This is a genomic window from uncultured Marivirga sp. (assembly GCF_963974845.1).
Classification (GTDB): domain Bacteria; phylum Bacteroidota; class Bacteroidia; order Cytophagales; family Cyclobacteriaceae; genus Marivirga; species Marivirga harenae.
The window spans coordinates 282446-304629 of the sequence record NZ_CAXBEQ010000001.1; the positions used below are offsets into that span (position 1 = coordinate 282446).

At 36.2% G+C, this 22184-nt stretch carries 23 protein-coding genes and 4 tRNA genes; 20 read left to right on the top strand and 7 right to left on the bottom strand.

What is annotated here, in order from left to right:
• Positions 1–56 precede the first annotated feature (56 nt).
• From AAC601_RS01200 to AAC601_RS01220, 5 genes are all read left to right on the top strand, one after another.
• On the top strand, positions 57–1316 hold the full coding sequence (locus AAC601_RS01200) for an efflux RND transporter periplasmic adaptor subunit (RefSeq protein ID WP_303271980.1): 1260 nt from the start codon (positions 57–59) through the stop codon (positions 1314–1316).
• A complete protein-coding gene (locus AAC601_RS01205; protein WP_303271981.1) occupies positions 1317–2660 on the top strand; it encodes an ABC transporter permease in 1344 nt (447 codons plus the stop codon). It begins immediately after the preceding gene.
• Positions 2653–4110 carry a TolC family protein gene (locus tag AAC601_RS01210; RefSeq protein WP_303271983.1) on the top strand — a complete coding sequence of 486 codons (1458 nt, stop codon included), beginning with the start codon at positions 2653–2655 and terminating at the stop codon, positions 4108–4110. Before AAC601_RS01205 ends, AAC601_RS01210 begins: the two co-directional genes overlap by 8 nt.
• 48 nt (positions 4111–4158) lie before the next feature.
• Positions 4159–4560: a hypothetical protein gene (locus AAC601_RS01215; RefSeq protein WP_303271984.1), complete on the top strand. Its 402-nt coding sequence runs from the start codon at positions 4159–4161 to the stop codon at positions 4558–4560.
• Positions 4561–4723: 163 nt separating this feature from the next.
• Positions 4724–5017 carry a hypothetical protein gene (locus AAC601_RS01220; protein ID WP_303271985.1) on the top strand — a complete coding sequence of 98 codons (294 nt, stop codon included), beginning with the start codon at positions 4724–4726 and terminating at the stop codon, positions 5015–5017.
• A 135-nt stretch (positions 5018–5152) separates the two neighbouring features.
• Here the strand turns inward: AAC601_RS01220 and AAC601_RS01225 are convergent, their stop codons facing one another.
• The 3 genes from AAC601_RS01225 to AAC601_RS01235 form a co-directional block, all read right to left on the bottom strand.
• Positions 5153–5683, bottom strand: a complete 531-nt coding sequence (locus AAC601_RS01225) for a macro domain-containing protein (RefSeq protein WP_303271986.1) — start codon at positions 5681–5683, stop codon at positions 5153–5155.
• A 56-nt stretch (positions 5684–5739) separates the two neighbouring features.
• Positions 5740–6945 carry a porin gene (locus AAC601_RS01230; protein ID WP_303271987.1) on the bottom strand — a complete coding sequence of 402 codons (1206 nt, stop codon included), beginning with the start codon at positions 6943–6945 and terminating at the stop codon, positions 5740–5742.
• Between the two features lie 180 nt (positions 6946–7125).
• Positions 7126–7947 carry a purine-nucleoside phosphorylase gene (locus tag AAC601_RS01235; protein WP_303271988.1) on the bottom strand — a complete coding sequence of 274 codons (822 nt, stop codon included), beginning with the start codon at positions 7945–7947 and terminating at the stop codon, positions 7126–7128.
• Positions 7948–8089: 142 nt separating this feature from the next.
• Here AAC601_RS01235 and AAC601_RS01240 point away from each other — a divergent pair, with 142 nt between their 5' ends.
• Together AAC601_RS01240 and AAC601_RS01245 are read left to right on the top strand one after the other, a co-directional pair.
• Positions 8090–8680, top strand: a complete 591-nt coding sequence (locus AAC601_RS01240) for a YceI family protein (RefSeq protein WP_340152259.1) — start codon at positions 8090–8092, stop codon at positions 8678–8680.
• A 75-nt stretch (positions 8681–8755) separates the two neighbouring features.
• Positions 8756–9280, top strand: coding sequence for an NAD(P)H-dependent oxidoreductase (locus AAC601_RS01245; RefSeq protein ID WP_303271990.1), 525 nt, complete (start codon positions 8756–8758; stop codon positions 9278–9280).
• Here the strand turns inward: AAC601_RS01245 and AAC601_RS01250 are convergent.
• Positions 9266–9886 carry a TetR/AcrR family transcriptional regulator gene (locus AAC601_RS01250; RefSeq protein WP_340152260.1) on the bottom strand — a complete coding sequence of 207 codons (621 nt, stop codon included), beginning with the start codon at positions 9884–9886 and terminating at the stop codon, positions 9266–9268. The genes AAC601_RS01245 and AAC601_RS01250 overlap by 15 nt on opposite strands.
• Positions 9887–9944: 58 nt before the next feature.
• Here AAC601_RS01250 and AAC601_RS01255 point away from each other — a divergent pair, with 58 nt between their 5' ends.
• Positions 9945–11084 (top strand): FAD-dependent oxidoreductase, encoded by a 1140-nt coding sequence (locus AAC601_RS01255; RefSeq protein WP_303271992.1) that lies wholly within the window; start codon positions 9945–9947, stop codon positions 11082–11084.
• A gap of 104 nt (positions 11085–11188) precedes the next feature.
• Here the strand turns inward: AAC601_RS01255 and frr are convergent, their stop codons facing one another.
• The 3 genes from frr to AAC601_RS01270 all read right to left on the bottom strand — a co-directional run bounded on the left by frr (position 11189) and on the right by AAC601_RS01270 (position 13052).
• Positions 11189–11749: a ribosome recycling factor gene (gene frr, locus AAC601_RS01260; RefSeq protein WP_303271993.1), complete on the bottom strand. Its 561-nt coding sequence runs from the start codon at positions 11747–11749 to the stop codon at positions 11189–11191.
• 6 nt (positions 11750–11755) lie between these two features.
• Positions 11756–12469 (bottom strand): UMP kinase, encoded by a 714-nt coding sequence (gene pyrH / locus AAC601_RS01265; RefSeq protein ID WP_303271994.1) that lies wholly within the window; start codon positions 12467–12469, stop codon positions 11756–11758.
• 82 nt (positions 12470–12551) lie between these two features.
• Positions 12552–13052, bottom strand: coding sequence for an acetyl-CoA carboxylase biotin carboxyl carrier protein subunit (locus tag AAC601_RS01270; RefSeq protein WP_340152261.1), 501 nt, complete (start codon positions 13050–13052; stop codon positions 12552–12554).
• Between the two features lie 339 nt (positions 13053–13391).
• On the opposite strand from AAC601_RS01270, the gene AAC601_RS01275 reads away from it, so the two are divergent.
• The 12 genes from AAC601_RS01275 to rpoB all read left to right on the top strand — a co-directional run bounded on the left by AAC601_RS01275 (position 13392) and on the right by rpoB (position 22182).
• Positions 13392–13474, top strand: a tRNA-Tyr gene (locus tag AAC601_RS01275).
• 84 nt (positions 13475–13558) lie between these two features.
• Positions 13559–13631: transfer RNA gene (locus tag AAC601_RS01280), tRNA-Gly, on the top strand.
• A gap of 96 nt (positions 13632–13727) precedes the next feature.
• A tRNA-Thr gene (locus AAC601_RS01285) sits at positions 13728–13799 on the top strand.
• A gap of 60 nt (positions 13800–13859) precedes the next feature.
• Entirely contained in the window at positions 13860–15047 is a 1188-nt protein-coding gene (gene tuf / locus AAC601_RS01290) for an elongation factor Tu (protein WP_303271996.1), read from the top strand.
• A 115-nt stretch (positions 15048–15162) separates the two neighbouring features.
• Positions 15163–15235, top strand: a tRNA-Trp gene (locus tag AAC601_RS01295).
• A gap of 21 nt (positions 15236–15256) precedes the next feature.
• On the top strand, positions 15257–15448 hold the full coding sequence (gene secE, locus AAC601_RS01300) for a preprotein translocase subunit SecE (protein ID WP_013455138.1): 192 nt from the start codon (positions 15257–15259) through the stop codon (positions 15446–15448).
• Positions 15449–15469: 21 nt separating this feature from the next.
• Positions 15470–16021, top strand: coding sequence for a transcription termination/antitermination protein NusG (gene nusG / locus AAC601_RS01305; protein WP_303271997.1), 552 nt, complete (start codon positions 15470–15472; stop codon positions 16019–16021).
• Between the two features lie 4 nt (positions 16022–16025).
• Positions 16026–16469 (top strand): 50S ribosomal protein L11, encoded by a 444-nt coding sequence (gene rplK, locus AAC601_RS01310; protein WP_303271998.1) that lies wholly within the window; start codon positions 16026–16028, stop codon positions 16467–16469.
• An 11-nt stretch (positions 16470–16480) separates the two neighbouring features.
• Entirely contained in the window at positions 16481–17179 is a 699-nt protein-coding gene (rplA, locus tag AAC601_RS01315) for a 50S ribosomal protein L1 (protein WP_303271999.1), read from the top strand.
• 1 nt (position 17180) lies between these two features.
• Complete coding sequence (gene rplJ, locus AAC601_RS01320; RefSeq protein WP_303272000.1) at positions 17181–17711, top strand: 50S ribosomal protein L10; 531 nt, start codon at positions 17181–17183, stop codon at positions 17709–17711.
• Between the two features lie 47 nt (positions 17712–17758).
• Positions 17759–18136 carry a 50S ribosomal protein L7/L12 gene (rplL, locus tag AAC601_RS01325; protein ID WP_013455143.1) on the top strand — a complete coding sequence of 126 codons (378 nt, stop codon included), beginning with the start codon at positions 17759–17761 and terminating at the stop codon, positions 18134–18136.
• 173 nt (positions 18137–18309) lie between these two features.
• Positions 18310–22182: a DNA-directed RNA polymerase subunit beta gene (gene rpoB, locus AAC601_RS01330; protein ID WP_303272001.1), complete on the top strand. Its 3873-nt coding sequence runs from the start codon at positions 18310–18312 to the stop codon at positions 22180–22182.
• The last annotated feature ends 2 nt before the right edge of the window (positions 22183–22184 follow it).

Below are 22184 nucleotides of genomic sequence, written 5' to 3' on the forward strand. Positions count from 1 at the left end.
TAATCAATAAATTTACAATTGAGGCGTTACATGTCTTTCTTAGAACAACATCTATTATGAATAAAAAATTAATCATATCATTGTCGGCTTTGGTGATTATTATCATAGCTTTCTTCACTTTTAGGGGTGGAGGATCAACTGACACTGTTGAAATCATGACCGAAGTTCAAAGTGGGGAATTTGTGATCGCCATTACGACCACTGGTGAACTAGAAGCTAAAAATGCCATTAAGATTACAGGTCCTTCTGGTTTACGTGCCGCTCGACTTTGGAATGTTAAGATCGATAAATTAGTAGATGAAGGAACTGTTGTGCAGAAAGGAGATTTTGTTGCTAGTTTGGATGCTTCGGAACTTTCTGATAGGTTAAGAAACGTTGAAAATGAATATCAACAAAGCCTTTCGCAATACACGCAAACTAAACTAGATACAGCGTTAACCTTACGTCAAGCGAGAGATGAATTAATAAATCTTGAATTTGCTGTGGAAGAAAAGAAACTAGTTTTGGAACAGTCTCAATTTGAGCCACCTGCTACAATAAAACAAGCAGAAATTGACCTTAGTAAAGCAGAAAGAGCTTTTAAACAAGCAAAAGAGAATTATTTGCTTAAGAAAGATAAAGCCGTTGCACAAATGCAAGAAGCAGCAGCTGAACTGGCAGAAGATCGCGATGAACGAGATTTTTTAGTAGAGCTGAGACAGAAATTTAGGATAATGGCTCCAGAAGACGGGATGGTCATTTATATGCGTGAATATGATGGGTCCAAGAAATCAGAAGGTGCTTCAATTGGTGCTTTTGACCCAACTGTTGCTACTTTGCCAGATTTGTCCACTATGATTTCAACCACTTTTGTAAATGAAGTAGATATCAGGAAAATTGCTAAAGGTCAACATGTCAATATTGGCTTAGATGCCTTTCCAGATAAAAAACTAACCGGTGAAGTAATATATGTTGCCAATGTTGGAGAGCAAAGGCCTAACTCGGATGCTAAAGTATTCGAAGTGAAAGTAGAAATCAATGAAAGCGACACTACACTAAGGCCTGCCATGAGTACAGCCAACGAAATTATTACTGATGTTGTACCTAATGCAATTTATGTTCCATTAGAATCAGTTTTTAATCAAGGAGATTCCATTTCCTATATATTTAAAAAATCTAGTCTAGAAACGATAAAACAAGAAGTGGTATTAGGAAAAGCAAATGCCAATGAAGTAATCGTTACAGAAGGAGTAGAACAAGGAGAGAAAATTTACCTTATCGCACCAGATGATATGGATGAGAAGGATGTTAAGCTTTTAAAATCATCTGAAATTTAGATGAAGGAAAAGATACTTGCAAATTTAAATATTGCTTTCGAAGCAGTAGTCGCTAACCGAACTAGATCTTTTTTAACTGCATTGGGAATTATTTTCGGTGTTGCTGCCGTAATTGCCATGTTGGCGATTGGAAATGGTGCTCAGCAGGAGATTCTTAATCAGATCAAATTGGTAGGGGTTAATAATATTGTAATTGAGCCAGTAGTTGAGCAAACCGAGGAGAATCTTCAGCAACAAAGCAGCGGGAAAAAAGAAAAAAAGAAATTCAGCCCCGGATTAACTTTAGCCGATGCTGAAAGTATTAAGGAAATTATTCCCGGCATAGAGGAGATTAGTCCGGAAATCATATTAGAAACCTATGTAATCCGAAACGGAATTAGACGGTCTGCAAAGTTGGTAGGCGTAGCACCTGCATACTTCAACCTTTCGGCTTTTGAGCTAAATGAAGGAGAAATGTTTATTGATGAACATTTAAAAATAGGAAGCAGAGTCTGTATTATTGGGAAATCTGTGAAAGCGAGGTTTTTTCCCAATACTAATCCGGTCGGAAAAATGATTAAAGTGGGGCCTCATTGGCTTCAGGTAATTGGAGTTTTGAAAGAAAGAGTTTATAGTCAAAAGAGTTTGGATAATCTAGGTTTGAGAGATTTCAATATGGATATCTACACTCCGGTGCAAACTGTTCTAGTGAACTATAAAAATAGAGCTACTCTTACCCAAGCGCAGCTGAAGAAAGCTAATTCCAATAGTGGAAATGGGAGCAACAGTAATCAAAATCAATCAAGTCAAAATTATCATCAAATAGATAAGCTGACAGTGCAGGTAACGGAATCTGAAAATCTCAATGCCACAGCGGAAATTATTTCTAGAATGTTAAAGAGAAGGCATTATGATAAAGTTGATTTTGAGGTGACAATTCCTGAATTACTTTTAAAGCAACAACAGAAAACAAAGAACATTTTTAATATTGTTTTAGGAGCCATTGCTGGAATTTCCCTTTTAGTTGGCGGCATAGGAATTATGAACATTATGCTAGCATCAGTGATGGAACGAATAAAAGAAATTGGCTTAAGACTATCTTTAGGGGCTAAAAAATCTGATGTTGTTTTACAATTTTTATTGGAAGCTGTAATGATTAGTATCAGTGGAGGCATCATTGGTGTGATTCTCGGAATAATTTTCGCGTATTTAGTAGCTTCTTTTGCGGAAATCCCAACCATAGTAAGCGGGATATCTATCGTGATTTCATTTGGTGTGGCAGCTACTGTAGGTTTAATTTTTGGAATTGCCCCAGCAAGGAAAGCAGCAAACCAAGACCCAATAACTTCTTTAAGATATGAATAAAACGCTATTTTACCTTTTAATTATTTTTATTGGACTTTCATCAATAAGTTTCAAGCTTGAGGCACAAAGAACCTACACGCTAAAGGATGTTATTCAGATAGCCAAAACTCAATCACCAGCGTATAGACGTGCGGAAACAATTAAAGAAAACCGATATTGGCAATACAGAGTGTATAAATCAAACTTTGTTCCACAGCTAAGTCTTAGTGGTACGCTACCGAACTTTAACAGGTCGGTAACCCCAATAACTCAAGAGGACGGATCAACTCAGTATCGTTCAGTATTTAACAGTAATTCTGATGTATCATTAAATCTTGAACAGCAAATTGGTTTAACTGGTGGTACAGTTTTTTTAAATTCAACTGTCAATCGCTTTGATGATTTCGAAAGGAATGATTTTAGGTATGGGGGTGATCCATTATCAATTGGTTTTTCTCAACCATTATTTCGATTCAATGAGTTGAAATGGGATAAACAAATTGAACCGCTCAGATACGAAGAATCTAAAAGGGAGTTTGTTGAGGAATTTGAACAGATATCTAAAGATGTGTCGGAGAGATTTTTCAATTTATTAAGTGCACAAGTGAGTTTAGAAATTGCCCAAAAGAACCTGGGAAATAACGATACTATCTACAAAATTGCCCAAGGGAGATATGAACTTGGTAAAATACCTGAAAATGAATTGTTGCAATTGGAATTAAGTTTAATGAATTCAAGACAAGCAGTTGCGCAAGCAAGACTTGATTTGGAAACTACACAACTTGCATTGAAAGCTTTTCTGGGTCTAAAGAATGACGAAGAATTAAATTTGATTGTTCCAGAAGATATTCCGGAATTTCAAATCGACCCAGATGTAGCATTGAAAGAAGCATTAAGCAATAGGCAAGAGGCAATTGGGTTTAAGAGGAGATTGCTAGAAGCGGATAAGGAAGTAGATAGGGCTCAAGGAGAAACAGGCTTAAATATGAACCTCTTTGGTAGTTTTGGATTAACAAATCAAGCGGATCAATTACCTGCCATTTATCAAACTCCTGAAAACCAACAAAGAGTCCAATTGGGCTTCACCATTCCTATTGTTGATTGGGGGCGGCAAAAATCAAGAGTGAAAACAGCTGAAGCAAACTATCAATTGGTTCAATACACGGTGGAACAGGAAAAAGTAAATTTTGAACAAGAAGTTTATACCCAAGTTAGAACTTTAGAGATGCTACGAGATCAAGTAGCGATTACCCAAAAGGCTGATGATATTTCCCAAAGACGTTATAATATTGCTAAAAACCGTTATTTGATTGGGAAAATTAGTATCACAGATCTCTCAATAGCATTAACTGAAAAGGACCAAGCCAAAAGGGATTATATCAATTCTTTAGGGAATTTTTGGCAAGCCTATTATAATTTAAGACAATTAACGCTTTACGATTTTCAGGCGAACAGACGTTTAATAGAATAATTTAAAGTTTTTGGCTTTTTTATTTATTTATTTTCTGATGTTTGTAATATGAAATTCTGCTCTTTATGCATCCTTTTCTTATTCTTGCTTTCACTTCACCCTATTTATGGGCAAGTGGATTACAGTAATAAATCTACTGAAAAAATAAAAAAGCGACCCGAGCTAGAGCCTGAAGGCGAGAAAAAAGAACGAAGGTTATTGAGCATTTATATCCAAGATACTCAAAATGTCCTATATGGGAATCCATGTATGGACAAAGTGACTCAAAGATTTGGATATGAGTATGTTGTAATGCCAAAGAATGCCTCTAAATACCATTCAGGTTTTGAGCGATCTATGCATAATTTTTTAGTGAAAACAGCGCTATTCTTCCGGAATCCCTTCTGGAAGGTTATCTCTAATAAAAAAGCAAAAGAATGTCGCCAAAAAACTGGTGACTATATGGGTTGATCAGTATGTAAGTTTACTTTATCCAACCAAACTAAAATATAGTATAGGTGTATCTTGTAATCATAGTGAATTATTTGGATGTAATCGCTAAATACATCTATATTATTTTTTAAGTAGGTTTTATTTTTTCTAAATTGAGTTTGGAAACAACTCATTGAAATTCATGGATTTAAGTAAAAGCGCAATAGTCGACCTATTGAACCACACTATTAAAGAAAGAAGAGATATTAGCTGGAAAATGGGGACAGGATATCACAATGGCATAGACATCTCTATTTATGAAATATTGATTTACGAAATAAAAAATAATAGAACCATTGGAAGATTTGCCTTCAACGGAGATTCAGGTAAACTCATAAACCAAAAAATAATTGGATATCGCCAAAGTATGGCCGATAACATAGTTGATGCGCTATTGGATATTAATATCTACCTTAAAAGAAAAATGTTGGCTTGATACTATGGGGTTCTGGCTGTTATTTTCTTAAAATATAAATTTCGTCTTTTGCTTATATAAGCAGTTGTCTGTAAGTCTCACTTTTTAAGCTTGTAAATGATGATAAGACGATATGTAGCTATCTATAGTCGCTCATCAAATTAACCTAAAATCCTTAAGTTTATCGACATAGTACTCATAATCAGAAGGGCTGAAGAGAACAAACCGGATAAGTTTAATAGAATCAGCTTTTGTCGAAAATTCCTTAATTACTGATAAAGCAATATCTGTTGCTTCTTCAAAAGGATATCCGAATGCGCCAGTAGAAATCGCAGGAAATGCTATGGAATTGATGTTATTTTCTTCTGCCAAATGTAGGGAGTTTTTGTAGCAATCTGTTAGAAACCCCATTTCAGGTTGGTTGAAACCGTAAACGGGTCCGAGAGTATGTATAATTTGTTGATTTGGGAGATTATGCGCACCAGTGATTACAGCTTGCCCAGTTCTGATAGGCGCTAGTTTTTGAGTTTCCTTGATTAATTCTTCCCCTGCAGCAGTATGAATAGCTCCCGCTACTCCGCCTCCAATTTGCAATTCTGCGTTTGCCGCATTGACAATGCAAGCAATATCATCTTGCTTAGTAATATCTCCTTGCACTACTTCAATTCTTATTTTGCCCAACTCCATAACCATTCATTTCTTATATGGTTATTCGGAGCCTGCGTAATAATGTTGTGATCTTATTAGAAATTAACTTGTGCTTGTAATCTCAAAAGTCTTCCAGTTTGTAGGTTATTTTGATTCATGAAATCTTCATATCTTCTAGAGGAAATGGTGTAGTGAGCAACCAATTCAAAGGCTCTAACAGGTCTCCATTCCATTCCAATTTCTAACTCACTTACGTTATAACTTCTGGCATCCTGCTCAAATTTCTTACCACCATCGTAGTAATGGTATCGCATGAATGGGTAGAATAATTGCTGGAATTTAGTAAATTTATAAGTCAAAGTTGCATATCCACCTTCCAATTGCGTTTGCTCAATAGAGTTAGTTTCTTTGTTGAATTCAGGACCTGTTCCCCAATTGTATTCAGCTTGAATTCCAAAAGGCTGTGGATATAGAATAAAGCTTGCTGCTGCTCTTTGGTCTAAATAATTCAGACCTTCCCTAACATTCACGCCATCGCTTAAATTGCCCTGTGGCATTTGATACTGTCCAGTAAAAGCTTGAATGCCTGGCTCTATAATTTGATTACCGAGCTTCATAGGATAGCTTATTCTACCAACAATATGCAAAGCATCGTTTAATTCAGGAGAATTTCCGGTTTGTCCATTAAATACTCCGAAACCAACAACTCCATAATCCCCAGAGCCTTTTAATCCTTCTGCAACCAGTTCCCTGAAGAGCTGACGAGTTTCCTGAGGAGCCCAATAGAAAAGAATACTGAGTTCCCTTTCGTTTTTGATAGAGCTATTCATGCCATCATTCCGGTCCAATGGTAAACGGTTTTGGCTTGACTGCATGTTTTCAAATCCGTAGGGGATCTTGCTTTGACCAAATCTAAAACGGAACTCTCTTTTTTTGTCCAAACTGACATCAAAGTAAGCATCTCTTAATTGCCCGTAATGCTGGCCCGTCCCACTTCCACTGCTAGCAAAATCTGGTTGGATGTAAAAGTAAACGTATTGACCAAGATTTCCTGAAAATTTTAATCGAACACGTCTAAGGGAAATCCCATTTCCAGCTCCCCAGCTTTTATCGCATTGGGAACAATCTAAATTGGGATTGGTTTCAAGTAGCCGGTTGTACCTAGCTTGCACATATCCACCTATTTTAATATTCTCAAACCAAGTATTTCCATTGATGTCATATGGAAGCTTTTCGATTTGGGCCCATGAACTTTGGACTACAAAGAATGTTAATAAAAAGATCAGGTTTATTTTTCGCATTTCCTAAAAGTTTGTGCAAAAGTAAACCTGACCAATGTTATCTTACAATTTATTGTATTAACAAATAATTAATAAATATTTTATATCATGAGTATAAGTACATTAAATACTAAAATACTGGCTTCTATTATTAATTTTGTCAATTTTAAGTTAACATTAAATTAATATTGCTCCTTGGTATCAATCCATCTTTTCCAGTAATTTCATAAATATCTTTGTCATTTTTGGTTCGGCATTGATGGCAGCCCCAATAATTTCAGGGATAGCAGCAGGTTTTAGCTTTTCAGGATAACATAAATCTGTAATCACTGAAACTGCAAATACAGGGATCTGGATATGTCTCGCTGCAATGTTTTCCGGGATGGTGCTCATGCCGACTGCATCGGCCCCTATAGTGTCCAAATATCTGTATTCAGCAGGTGTTTCCAGATTTGGTCCTTGCACGCCTGCATAGACACCCTCTTTGATATCAATTCCTTCTTCTTTGGCTATTTCTTTAGCCATTTCAATCAGTTGGGGATCATAGGCATCATACATATCAGGAAATCGACCACCAAATTTATCTAAATTCGCACCTCTTAAAGGATTTTCAGGAAAGAGATTAATGTGATCTCTAATAATCATTATATCGCTTAGTTCAAGATTTTTATTTAAACCTCCTGCTGCATTGGAAATGAAGAGGTGCTGGATTCCTAAATTATACATTATTCTAACTGGCATGATGACCTGCTGCATACTGTATCCTTCATAAAAGTGAAATCGACCTTGCATTGCTATCACCCTTTTACCACTCAATGTTCCAAAAATTAATTTGCCACTATGGGTTTCCACAGTTGAGACGGGGAAATTAGGTATATCTTTGTAAGAAAGGGATTGTATGATATCTATGTCTTCCACCAACGCTCCCAAACCAGTTCCTAATATTATTCCGACTTCTGGTTTGAAATCTATTTTACTTATTATATAGCTTGTAGCTTCTGTTATTTGTTCCAATGTTACCATATAAGTATTTAAACAATTTTGCTTCAATATGTTTTAACTAGCGTTACATTCAAAATATTTTCAAAAAATTAAAACCTTTTTGAATATTCATGGTATATACATAAACATTAAATGTATGAACATTAATAATAAGAACAAGAAAATGAAAACAAGAATTTTATCAATCGGATTGGCAGCATTATTTATTACTGCAGCATTTACTTTTTTACAAAAAGAAGTGAAAGTAGATACTAACTCTAGTCAAATTGCGTGGGTTGGAAAAAAAGTAACTGGACAGCACAACGGCACTGTGAATATTAAGGAAGGAGCATTAGAAATGGAAGATGGGCAGGTAACTGGCGGTTCCTTTGTAATTGATATGACGACAATAGATGTATTAGATTTAGAAGGAGAATACAAAGGAAAATTAATGGGTCATTTAAGGTCTGATGATTTCTTTAGTGTTGAAAAATTTCCAACGGCAAAATTTGTTATCACTTCTATTGATAAAAGCGAGGCAACTGATGCTACTCATTTTGTTGCAGGTGATTTGACAATCAAGGGAATTACTAACAAAATTACATTCCCTGCTAATGTTACAGTAAAAAATGGAAAAGCGAACGCTAAAGCGTCATTTCCATTGGATAGAACGAAATGGCAAGTTAAATATGGTTCAGGATCATTCTTTGACGGACTTGGGGATAAAATGATTTATGATGATTTTGAGTTAACGGTGAATCTTTCTTCACTATAATCCAAATCTCGTTAATATAATTATGGAATAGGGACTTATTGTCCCTATTTTTGTTTTTAAAGATATTTATTCACTATGATAACAATCATTTCAGGTACCAATCGTAAAAACTCAGTTTCCTCAAAAGTAGCCCATCTCTATCAAAGCCACCTTTTACAGCATCAGGTAGAATCCAATATTGTTGATTTAGCCGATTTACCACAGGATTTTGTTTTTACAGCTCTATATGATAATAATGGTCGTAATTCTAAATTTAATAAATTCTTAGATCAGCTGCGAGCTTCTGAAAAGTACGTATTTATTATTCCTGAATACAACGGGTCCTTTCCTGGAGTTTTAAAAGCTTTCATTGACGGAATGGAGTATCCGAATAGTTTTCGAGATAAGAAATGTGCACTGGTTGGAATATCTTCCGGTATGCAGGGCGCAGGTTTGGCACTAAGCCATATGACTGATATTTTTAATTATTTGGGTATGCATGTTTTAGCTTTAAAACCTAAACTAGCTAGAATAGAACAGAATTTTGATGGTGAAGAAGTTACCGATAAATTGTATGGTGAATTATTGGAGGAACAGGTGAAGAAATTATTGGAATTTTAGATTAGAAATATTTCGGAATGCTTCCTTTCCATTCTTTGTCAAATAGGGGTAAATTATTTCAAAAAGTAAATTACAATAATGTTTTAAGCCCTTATTAGGTTCGAAAGTCAATTGAAAATTGATCCAACTATCGCCCAAAATATTCATCCTTTTATATAGTCTTTGATATTCGTTTTCAAATTCTTGCGGTCTCAAAAGTTTTGATTTTACTAATGATTGAAACATATGCTGAAATTCCTCGCTCCGCCTCTGTATCAATTCTGTATAATGCGATTTAATACTTTTATTTTCCCTCATCAAATGGATAAAATCTATTAGGATAAATTTATACTTATACATTTTTTCCATGGTCTTTAGTGACATTTGATATAAGGTGGACAGTTCATTCTCTGCACTGTCTAATTCATTCATTTGCTGGTCCATTTCAGATACCAATTGAAAATATAAGGTTTCTATTATTTCTTCTTTCAATTTAAAATGATAATTAAGATTCCCCTGGCTTATGCTTAGCGCTTGTGCAATTTGCCTTAGACTAACATTCACCATTCCATATTCATTAAAAAGACCTAATGCTGCTTCAAGTATCTTTGCTCTTGTATCTTTCATTTTAGTAAACTTGACCTAAATATTTTAAATTAGTATATTTGACCTAAAAGTACAAAATATGATGGATATCGCAATAATTGGAGGAGGAATAGCTGGTCTAACTACCGCATTAGCCTTAAAACAGAAAGGTTTTTCAGCTACCGTTTATGAACGAGCTGATGAGCTTAATGAAATAGGTGCAGGTATTTGGATTCAGCCTAATGCGCTACAAGTATTGAATCATCTGGGCTTAAAAGAAGAATTACTGAATAGTGGAGTCCAACTTGATAGAGTTGATATAACCGATAATCAGTTGAGACCATTTAGCAAGGGAGGCAATATCGTTCAAGATCAAAAAGGGAATAAGATTGTTTCAATACACAGAGCCAGATTACATAAAATTCTATATGATAGCTTACCTAAGAATACAGTGAAATTAGATTGTGAATTAAAGTCCTTCACGCAAAATTCAGATGGCATTAAACTTGATTTTCATGATACTTCAGTTTCTGCGGATTTTGTGTTAGCTGCAGATGGCATTAATTCCAAGACCAGAAAGCAATTATTTCCCAAGTCATCTTTAAGGGACACTGGACAAACTTGTTGGAGGGGAATAGCAAATATGGCACTACCTGATCAGCTTCAAAACTTAGGACGTGAAGCCTGGGGAAATAATGTTAGGTTTGGATTTTCTCAAGTCTCAGAGGACTCAGTTTATTGGTTTGCAGTTGCTAAATCTGCACCTTTTATAAAAGACGATTTACCACAACTCAAAGATAAATTGAAGACGATGTTTGAATCTTTTCATCCAATAGTGAATCAGATCATCACGGAAACAGAAGAGCAGAAAATAATTAGAGGAGATTTACTGGATTTGAAAAGATTAGATCGATGGCATTCCCAAAATATTTGTTTATTGGGAGATGCAGCACATGCTACCACTCCCAATATGGGGCAAGGAGCTGGACAGGGGATTGAAGACGCCTACACAATAGCTGAGTTGTTTTCAAAATATTCGGCTACACCTCAGCTTTTTGAGCAATTTGAAAAAGTAAGGCGTGACAAAGTGGATTATGTGGTAAATAACTCCTGGCGATTTGGAAAAATGGCACATAGCAGAGCGGGAAAGCTTCTGTTAAAAAGTATTGTGAAGTTAACACCTGAAAAGATCATGAAAAAGCAATTGGAAAAACTTTATAAACTACCGCAAATAAAGTAGGTTGAAACAAAAAAAGCTATTTTAAAAGAGAAGTCAAAATAGACTATTTCTATCCCGACTTCCTAAATTCCTTTAAAACAGCTTTCTTTTTTGATTTAGTGACGTTATACCGTCATGATTTCTTTTTCCTTATGCTCGAGGATATCATCAATCTTTTTAGTGTAATCGTTGGTTAATGTTTGAACCTTATCTTCTCCTCTTTTGACGTCATCCTCAGATGTACCTTCTTTTTGAAGTTGCTTAAGTTGATCATTAGCATCTTTTCTTGCATTACGAATAGATATTTTCCCATCTTCAGCCTCATTTTTGGCTTGCTTCGATAAGGCAATCCTTCTTTCCTCTGTAAGTGGTGGGATGTTTATTCTAACAATTTCACCATCATTTTGAGGAGTGAATCCTAAATCGCTATTGATAATGGCCCTTTCTATTTCTCCAATGATGTTTTTCTCCCATGGCTTAATAATAATGGATCGTGCATCTGGCGTACTGATAGATGCAACTTGGCTAATAGGAGTGTCATTATTATAGTAATCTACCATTAGACCATCAAGCATGGCAGGGGAGGACTTCCCAGCTCTTATTTTTTGTAAATTGCTTTTTGTATGCTGAATGGCTTTCTCCATCAGCTCCTTCGTTTCGTCCAATATTAAATCTATTTCTTCCATTGGTTTTTAATTTTGAGAGTTTATTAAGGTGCCTACATTTTTTCCGTTAATGAGGTCATATAAGTTACCCTCTTTATTCATGTCAAATACAATAATAGGCAAATTGTTTTCTTGGCAAAGGGTAAATGCTGTCATATCCATTACGTTCAGTCCTTTTTCATACACTTCTTGGAAAGTAATGTTGGAATATCGCGTAGCATCTGCATCCTTTTCAGGATCAGCAGTATAAACACCATCTACTCTAGTTCCTTTTAATACAACATCAGCTTCGATTTCAATAGCTCTTAAACTGGCTGTAGAATCAGTAGTGAAATATGGATTTCCGATTCCAGCACCAAAAATTACTACACGGCCTTTCTCAAGATGGCGGATAGCTCTCCTCCTAATAAAAGGCTCACAAACTTGTTCCATATTGATTCCGGACATTAAACGCGTGAACATCCCATGATTTTCTAAAACGCCCTGAACTGCCATCCCATTAATAACAGTTGCAAGCATTCCCATGTAATCTCCTTGTACTCTATCGATTCCTGCAGCTTCTGCTTGAATTCCTCTAAAAATATTTCCACCCCCAATCACTATTGCTACTTCAATTCCCTGATCGTGAATTTTTTTAATTTCTGTTGCATATTGAGCTAAACGTTTTGAGTCAATGCCGTAACCTTCATCACCCATAAGTGCCTCACCACTTAGTTTCAATAGAATGCGTTTGAATTTCATAAGCTAAATTGTTGCTGTCCCTTTAAAAGTCTATACTAATTATATCTAAAATCAATGCAATTACTCAATTGTACTCAAATAATTAAAATTGAATGATCAACTGATTTTTCTCCACACTATCGCCTTTCTGCGCCTTGATGTCGGTTATTATACCGTCACCAGCTGCCTTAATAACGTTCTCCATCTTCATTGCCTCCAATATCAACAATGGGTCACCCTTTTTTACCTCATCACCCGGAGACACCATGATGTCTATGATAAGTCCAGGCATGGGTGCCTTTACATGGTTCATTTGGTTTTGATCCAAATCACTTATCCCCATTTCTTCTAGAAGTAAATCCATTTTATCTTTCAATTCCAATTCAATGATTTTACCATTTAATTGCAATTTAAAAGTTTTGCTCTCATAGTCAATTTCTACCAGGTGAGCATTAAATGTTTGATTATGATAAATGATATGGAAGGATTGATCATCAGTTTTACTTAAATCCCAATCGACTTTAGAATCGTCTATAAAAATATCACCATCTTTGGTTGACAGCTTATATTCTTTTTCTGACTGACTGAATTTTATTTCGTACATAACTAAAATTTGACACGAAGATAGGAACACATATTAAATTTTACACATTTCATTTTAATTTTAGCAGTGAATAACTGATTTTTTTTGCTTTACATCTTTCTCAATGTTTTAAAATTCATCGTACTAAACCCTGTTATCATTCTCGGAAAGAATTTAAAAAATAATTTCTATTTATTTTATGTTATAAAAGTCTGATAAACAGAGGATAGCAATAGCATTTAATTTATGTTTGAAAAAAAACAATCTTTTTTGTCAGTAAAGTTTGATAAAATATAAAATCCATATAATTTTGCACTTCCTAAAACGAAAAGGATTTAGGAAATGCTTATTGAAACCATTGGGGGAATACCAAAGCGGCCAACTGGGACGGACTGTAAATCCGTTGTCTTTCGACTTCACAGGTTCGAATCCTGTTTCCCCCACTTTGTAATCCGAAGCTTTGGCAAAGGATTACAATTTGATTGAAATGATATCTGTATTTTTTAAGATTGATTTTCGTTAAACAAGCGGGAGTAGCTCAGTTGGTAGAGCGGCAGCCTTCCAAGCTGCAGGTCGCGGGTTCGAGCCTCGTCTCCCGCTCTATAATACAATAGGCATTTCGGTGTAAATTAAGGCAGAACGGAAACGTCACTGCCTTTGTTAGGATGTGCCTGTAAGGGCACTGAATGATTTCAAGCCGATGTAGCTCAGGGGTAGAGTGCTTCCTTGGTAAGGAAGAGGTCGGGGGTTCAAATCCCCTCGTTGGCTCAATCAGTGTTATTGAATAAATATATTATAAATTTTAACTAAACTGAGGATTTTTCAAATATGGCTAAAGAAACCTTTGACCGTTCGAAACCACACGTGAATATCGGTACTATCGGACACGTGGATCATGGTAAAACTACATTAACTGCTGCAATCTGTAAAGTATTGTCTGATAAAGGATTTGCAGAGATGAGAGACTTCTCATCTATCGATAATGCTCCTGAAGAAAAAGAAAGGGGTATTACAATTAACTCTTCACACGTTGAGTATGCAACTGCTAACCGTCACTATGCGCACGTTGACTGTCCAGGTCACGCGGATTACGTGAAAAACATGGTTACTGGTGCTGCACAAATGGATGGTGCTATCTTAGTGGTTGCCGCTACTGATGGTCCAATGCCACAAACTCGTGAGCACATCCTTTTAGCTCGTCAGGTAGGTGTTCCTGCTGTTGTTGCTTTCTTAAACAAAGTAGATTTAGTAGACGATGAGGAGTTATTAGAATTAGTTGAAATGGAAGTAAGAGAATTACTTTCTTTCTACGACTTCCCAGGTGATGATTTACCTGTAGTTTCTGGTTCTGCTCTTGGTGCACTTAACGGTGAAGCAGAGTGGGTTGAGAAAATTGACGAGTTAATGCAAGCTGTTGATGACTATATTCCATTACCAGAAAGATTAACTGACAAAGATTTCTTAATGCCAGTTGAGGATGTATTCTCTATTACTGGTCGTGGTACTGTTGCAACAGGTAGAATCGAAAGAGGTGTTATAAACTCTGGCGATCCTGTTGACTTGATCGGTATGGGAGCTGAAGGTCTTAAATCAACTGTTACTGGTGTTGAGATGTTCCGTAAAATATTAGATAGAGGTGAAGCTGGTGATAACGTAGGTCTTTTGTTAAGAGGTATTGAAAAAGCTCAAATCAAAAGAGGTATGATTATTTGTAAGCCAGGTTCTGTAAACCCACATGCTCATTTTAAAGCTGAGGTTTATGTTCTTTCTAAAGATGAAGGTGGACGTCACACTCCATTCTTTAACAAATATCGTCCACAGTTCTACTTGAGAACAACTGATGTTACTGGCGAAATCAAACTTCCTGAAAACGTGGAGATGGTTATGCCGGGTGATAACGTAACTATCGAAGTTAACTTGATTAACAAAGTAGCTTGCGAAAAGGGTTTACGTTTCGCTATCCGTGAAGGTGGTAGAACAGTAGGTGCCGGACAGGTAACTGAAATCTTAGACTAATATTTAAGATATATAAAATAAATTAAACGATGCGCTCTCGAAAAATTGGGAGCGCATTTGTTTCTTATAAAACTTTTATCTACCTTTGCAGACCATTTTGAGTTGCATTGGTAATACGGGTGTAGCTCAATTGGTAGAGTAGTGGTCTCCAAAACCATTGGCTGGGGGTTCGAGTCCCTCCACCCGTGCAATTTTAACACATTAAAGAGATGCAAAAACTAAGTTTATTCTTAAAAGAATCGTGGTCAGAAATGCGATATAAAGTGACTTGGCCGCCTTACAGCAAGCTACAGAATAGTTCTATTCTGGTATTAGTTGGAGCTTTGATTTTTGCCCTATTAATTGGTGTTATAGATTTGGCATTTGATAATGCGATGGAGTGGTTTTATAATGCATTTTAGCATTTAAGATATATTGAGATAATGTCAGAATTTAAATGGTATGTTTTACGGGTAATAAGTGGACAAGAGAAGAAGATTAAAACTTATCTTGAAAATGAGATTGCTCGACAAAAAATAGAAGATTTTATTCCTCAGATTCTTATCCCTACTGAAAAGGTTTACGAAATGAGGAACGGTAAAAAACGAGTTAGGGAAAAGAATTTTTTTCCTGGTTATGTTTTTGTATCGGCTGATATTTCTCATGGAGAAGCGCATCACGTCATCACAAGTATTCCGGGGGTGATCGGATTCTTGGGAGGACAAGGTGATGAGAAAGAGCCGGTTCCTTTACGACAAAATGAAGTGAACCGTATATTAGGAAAAGTGGATGAAACTGAAGAGATGGATGAGAAGCTGAGTACTCCTTATATAGTAGGGGAATCAGTGAAAGTGATGGATGGTCCTTTCAGTGGGTTTACCGGATCCGTTGAGGAGGTTTTTGAAGAAAGAAAGAAACTTAACGTAATGGTTAAGATCTTCGGAAGAAATACTCCTGTGGAATTAAATTACATGCAAGTAGAAAAAACAGAATAGCAAGATGGCTAAGGAAATAAGTGGATATCTGAAATTACAGATTAAAGGGGGAGCTGCAAATCCGTCACCTCCCGTTGGTCCTGCATTAGGTAGTAAAGGACTTAACATAATGGAGTTCTGTAAGCAATTTAATGGAAGAACTCAAGAAAAGGCTGGGCAAGTATTGCCGGTTGTAATCACAATTTACAAAGACAAATCTTTTGACTTTGTGATTAAAACACCACCAGCCCCGGTACTTTTATTGGATGCTTCTAAGAAGAAGAAAGGTTCTGCTGAGCCTAACCGAAATAAGGTTGGTTCTGTGACTTGGGATCAGGTGAAAGAAATTGCTGAGACCAAAATGTCTGATTTGAATGCTTTTAAAATCGAATCAGCCATGCGACAAGTTGCAGGTACTGCAAGAAGTATGGGTATAAAAGTTACAGGAAAAGCTCCTTGGAATTCTTAAAATAAAGGAAAATGGCAAAGCTTACTAAAAATCAAAAAATTGCAGCAGAGAAGTTAGACTCTACAAAAGCTTATGCTTTAAGTGAGGCTTCAGCGCTTGTGAAAGAAATTACAACAACCAAGTTTGATGCTTCTGTTGACCTTGATATAAGATTGGGTGTAGATCCTCGTAAAGCCGACCAAATGGTTAGGGGTGTTGTTGCACTTCCTCATGGTACAGGTAAAGATGTGAAAGTATTGGCTTTAGTTACTCCTGATAAAGAGCAGGAAGCTAAAGATGCTGGAGCTGATTATGTAGGGTTAGACGACTATATCAAGAAGATTGAAGGTGGTTGGACAGATATTGATATTATCGTAACTATGCCTACTGTTATGGCAAAAGTAGGTAGGTTAGGTAAGGTGCTAGGACCAAGAGGTCTGATGCCGAATCCAAAATCAGGAACTGTTACGCTTGATGTTGGAAAGGCGGTTCAAGAGGTAAAGTCGGGTAAAATCGATTTTAAAGTGGACAAGTTCGGGATTATTCATGCTAGTATCGGTAAAGCTTCCTTCTCGCAAGAGAAAATTACTGAAAACGCTAACGAATTAATTCAAACTTTAGCGAAGCTGAAACCAGCTTCATCTAAAGGTACGTATTTCATGAGTATGACCATGTCATCTACGATGAGCAAGGGAATCTCAATTGATAAAAACTCTATAGCTGGAATTTAATATGAATAGAAAAGAAAAAGGACAACTTATAGAGGAACTTACAGAAAAATTTACGGAATTTCCGCACTTTTATCTGGCTGATGGTTCAGGGATGAGTGTTGCACAAACCAATGCTTTTCGTCAACTATGTTTCGAAAAAGGTTTGGAATACAAAGTAGTTAAGAATTCCTTGATACAAAAAGCATTGGAGAAGCAGGAAGAAGATTATTCTGCAATGTTTAAATCATTAAAAGGTTTCTCAGGGATACTTTTTTCTCCTGAAGTAGGTAATGCACCTGCCAAGGCGATTAAAGAATTTCATAAGAAAAACGACACAGAAAGGCCTTTATTCAAAGCTGCTGCTATAGATACTGATATATATGTTGGTGCAGAGCACTTAACTCCACTTAGCGAATTGAAGTCTAAGACAGAAATGATTGGCGATATTGTAGGTTTACTACAGTCTCCTGCCAAAAATGTTATTTCTGCGCTTCAGAGTGGTGGTCACAAAGTATCAGGATTAGTAAAAGCGCTTGAAGAAAGAGCACAATAATTAACAAATTACTAGAACAAAATCATTAAAATTTAAATAACACAATCATGGCTGATATCAAAGCAATTGGAGATCAATTAGTAGAATTAACAGTAAAAGAAGTTAATGAACTTGCTGATTACCTTAAAGAAACACACGGTATCGAACCTGCTGCGGCAGCAGCGCCTGTTATGGCAGCTGGTGGTGCTGGCGGTGGAGATGCAGCGGAAGAAAAAACATCTTTTGATGTTGTATTAACTTCTGCTGGTGCTGCTAAATTACAAGTAGTTAAAGCTGTTAAAGAATTGACAGGTTTAGGCTTGAAAGAAGCAAAAGAATTAGTTGACGGTGCTCCAAAAGCAGTAAAAGAAGGAGTAGCTAAAGACGAAGCAGAGGCGCTTAAAAAGCAACTTGAAGAAGCTGGAGCAGAAGTTGAATTGAAGTAATAAGTTGATCCTGAAAGGATTAACTGATTTCTGCCCAAGAAATTAGGCCTGGTCCCCGATGATGTTAATGCATTTTCGTGGTCAGGTCTTTTCCTGTTTGTACTAATTTATGAAACAGGATAGTGCATAAAATGCACATTATAGATTTACAATAACTTTAAATATTCAGAGCCTTGGCTAATATAAATCAATCTGAAAGAATCAATTTCTCGTCTATTAAAACAGTAATTGATTATCCTGATTTCCTTGATGTTCAACTCCAATCTTTCCAGGATTTTTTCCAATTGGAAACTCCCGCTGAAAAAAGAGCTGAAGAAGGAATTTTTAAAGTATTTCAAGAAAACTTTCCAATCTCAGATTCTAGAGAGAATTTTGTTTTGGAATTTGTTGACTATCTTGTTGATCCACCAAAATATGATATTGATGGATGTATTGATAGAGGATTAACTTATTCTGTTCCTTTGAAAGCAAAACTTCGGTTGATTTGCAATGATGAGGATAATGAAGACTTTGAAACAATTGAGCAAGAGGTGTTTTTGGGTAATATCCCATACATGACCGAAAAGGGCTCATTTATCATTAATGGTGCTGAACGTGTAATTGTATCTCAGTTGCACAGGTCACCAGGTGTTTTCTTTGCCCAAAGTAAACATACAAACGGAACCAAATTATATTCTGCAAGAATTATACCTTTTAAAGGATCTTGGATAGAATTTGCGACTGACGTTAATAATGTCATGTACGCATATATCGACAGAAAGAAAAAATTCCCAGTTACTACTTTATTACGTGCTATTGGGTACGGTTCTGATAAGGATATCCTAGATCTTTTTAATCTTTCTGAAGAAGTGGATGGTACTAAAGCTGCGCTTAAAAAGGTGATTGGCCGTAAATTGGCAGCAAGGGTTCTAAAAACTTGGACGGAAGATTTCGTAGACGAAGATACTGGGGAAGTAGTATCTATTGACAGAAACGAGGTCTTGCTAGAAAGGGATTCCGTTATTGAGGAAGAAGATATAGAATTGATTATAGATGCAGGGGTTAAATCCATCATTCTTCATAGAACTGATGTGAATATTACTGACTACAGCATTGTTTATAATACACTTCAAAAGGACAACTCTAACTCAGAGAAAGAAGCGGTTGAACAGATTTATCGTCAACTGCGTAATACTGAGGCTCCTGATGAAGCAACAGCAAGAGAAATTATACAAAATCTTTTCTTTTCTGAGAAAAGATATGACTTAGGTGAGGTTGGGAGATATAGAATCAATAAAAAATTAGGATTAGATATTGATGCTGAAACTAAAGTATTGACGAAAGTGGATATTATCCATATTGTGAAATACTTAATCGGATTGATTAATTCTAAAGCAATTGTTGATGATATTGATCACCTTAGTAATAGAAGAGTTAGAACAGTAGGGGAACAATTGTACGCTCAGTTTGGAGTTGGTTTAGCTAGAATGGCTAGAACTATTAGAGAAAGAATGAACGTTAGAGATAATGAAGACTTCAAGCCTGTTGATTTGATCAACGCTAGGACTTTATCTTCTGTTATTAATTCTTTCTTTGGAACCAACCAATTATCTCAGTTCATGGATCAAACGAATCCATTATCAGAGGTTACACACAAAAGAAGAATGTCAGCTTTAGGGCCTGGTGGTCTTTCTAGGGAGCGTGCAGGATTTGAGGTTCGTGATGTTCATTATACTCACTACGGCAGGCTTTGTACCATTGAAACACCAGAAGGTCCCAATATTGGATTGATTTCATCTCTTTGTGTTCATGCCAAAGTAAATAGCATGGGCTTCATTGAAACGCCTTACAGAAAAGTTGAAGGCGGTAAAGTGGATATGAGTGGTAATGTACTATACCTTACAGCTGAAGAGGAAGATGATCACAACATTGCACAGGCTAATGCACCAATTGATGATGGAGGAAAATATCTGAATGATAGAGTTAAAGCTAGATTTGAAGGTGATTTCCCTGTTCTAGAGCCGAAAGAGCTTTCGTACATGGATATAGCGCCTAACCAAATTGTATCAGTTGCAGCATCTATGATTCCTTTCTTGGAGCATGATGATGCAAACAGAGCTTTGATGGGTTCAAACATGCAGCGTCAAGCAGTTCCATTATTAAGACCAGAAGCGCCAATCGTTGGTACGGGTCTTGAAGGAAGAGTTGCCAGTGACTCTAGATCTATGATAGTAGCAGAAAAAGACGGAGTTGTTACTTTTGTTGATGCAACGAAGATCGTGATCAAGTATGATATGAACGATGAGGAGCAATTGGTTTCTTTTGAAGATGATGAGAGAGTTTATGATTTAATCAAATTCAGGAGAACAAACCAAAATACTACTATCAATCTTAGATCAATAGTTTATAAAGGAGACAGAGTTACCAAAGGACAAATCCTTTGTGATGGTTATGCTACTGAAAAAGGAGAATTGGCCATTGGACGTAATATGAAGGTGGCATTTATGCCATGGCAAGGTTACAACTTTGAGGATGCAATTGTAATTTCCGAAAGAGTAGTACGAGAAGATATATTTACTTCAATTCATATCGAAGAATTTGAATTAGAAGTTAGAGATACTAAGCGAGGTGAAGAAGAACTTACTTCTGAAATTCCAAATGTCAGTGAAGAGGCAGTTAAAAACCTCGATGAAAATGGAATCATCAGAACAGGTACTGAAATCAAAGAAGGAGATATTTTAATTGGTAAAATAACACCTAAAGGTGAAACGGATCCAACTCCTGAAGAAAAGCTTTTAAGAGCAATCTTTGGTGACAAAGCCGGTGACGTCAAAGATGCATCAATGAAAGCATCTCCTTCCTTAAGAGGTGTTGTTATCGATACTAAGTTATTTGCTAGACACAAAAAAGATAAAGACGGGAGAGCTGATGCTAAGAAAGAGGTAGTTGTTCTTGCTAAGGAATATAGCCGCCAGTTATTGAAATTAAGAAATCTGAAAATTGAGAAGTTAGCTACTTTGCTTGAAGGAAAGACTTGTCAAGGTATCAAACATAAGTTTGGTGATGAGATAATGAGCAAAGGTGTTAAGTTCTCTAAAACTAACATTGAAAAGAACTTATTCCCTGAGAAGAATATTTACAGAGATGAAAGTAACTACAATGTACCAGAAGAGGTGAATTTGATTTCTGACTTAATCCTTGATAATTGGACTAATGATGACAATACAAATAAGCTTATCGTTGATTTAGTAAGAAATTACAACAAGAGAAGAAACGAAATAGCTGGTAAGTTCAAAAGAGAAAGGTTTACTATAGAGGTAGGAGATGAATTACCGGCAGGTATAGTTCAGCTTGCTAAAGTTTATGTTGCTAAAAAACGTAAATTGAAAGTAGGTGATAAAATGGCTGGTCGTCACGGAAACAAAGGTGTTGTAGCCAAAATTGTTCGTGACGAAGATATGCCATTCTTGGAAGACGGAACACCGGTTGATATTGTATTGAACCCATTAGGTGTACCTTCAAGGATGAACATTGGTCAGATTTATGAGACTGTTCTTGGTTGGGCAGGACTTAAATTAGGCAGAAAATATGCTACACCTATTTTTGATGGTGCATCTTCGGATGAGGTTTCTGCTGAATTAGCTGAGGCAGGTCTTCCGGAATTTGGTAGAACTCATTTATATGATGGCCTAACAGGTGACAGATTTGATCAAAAGGTTACTGTTGGAGTTATTTACATGCTGAAATTAGGTCACTTAATTGATGATAAGATGCATGCTCGTTCTATCGGACCATACTCATTGATTACACAACAGCCATTGGGTGGTAAAGCACAATTTGGTGGTCAGCGTTTCGGTGAGATGGAGGTTTGGGCATTAGAGGCATTTGGTGCTTCTCATGTTCTTCAAGAGATTCTAACAATCAAATCTGATGATGTGATTGGGAGAGCTAAAGCCTATGAAGCTATTGTTAAAGGTGAAAATATGGGTAAACCAAACATTCCTGAATCTTTCAATGTATTGGTTCATGAGTTAAGAGGTTTAGCGTTAGAAATCACTTTAGACTAATT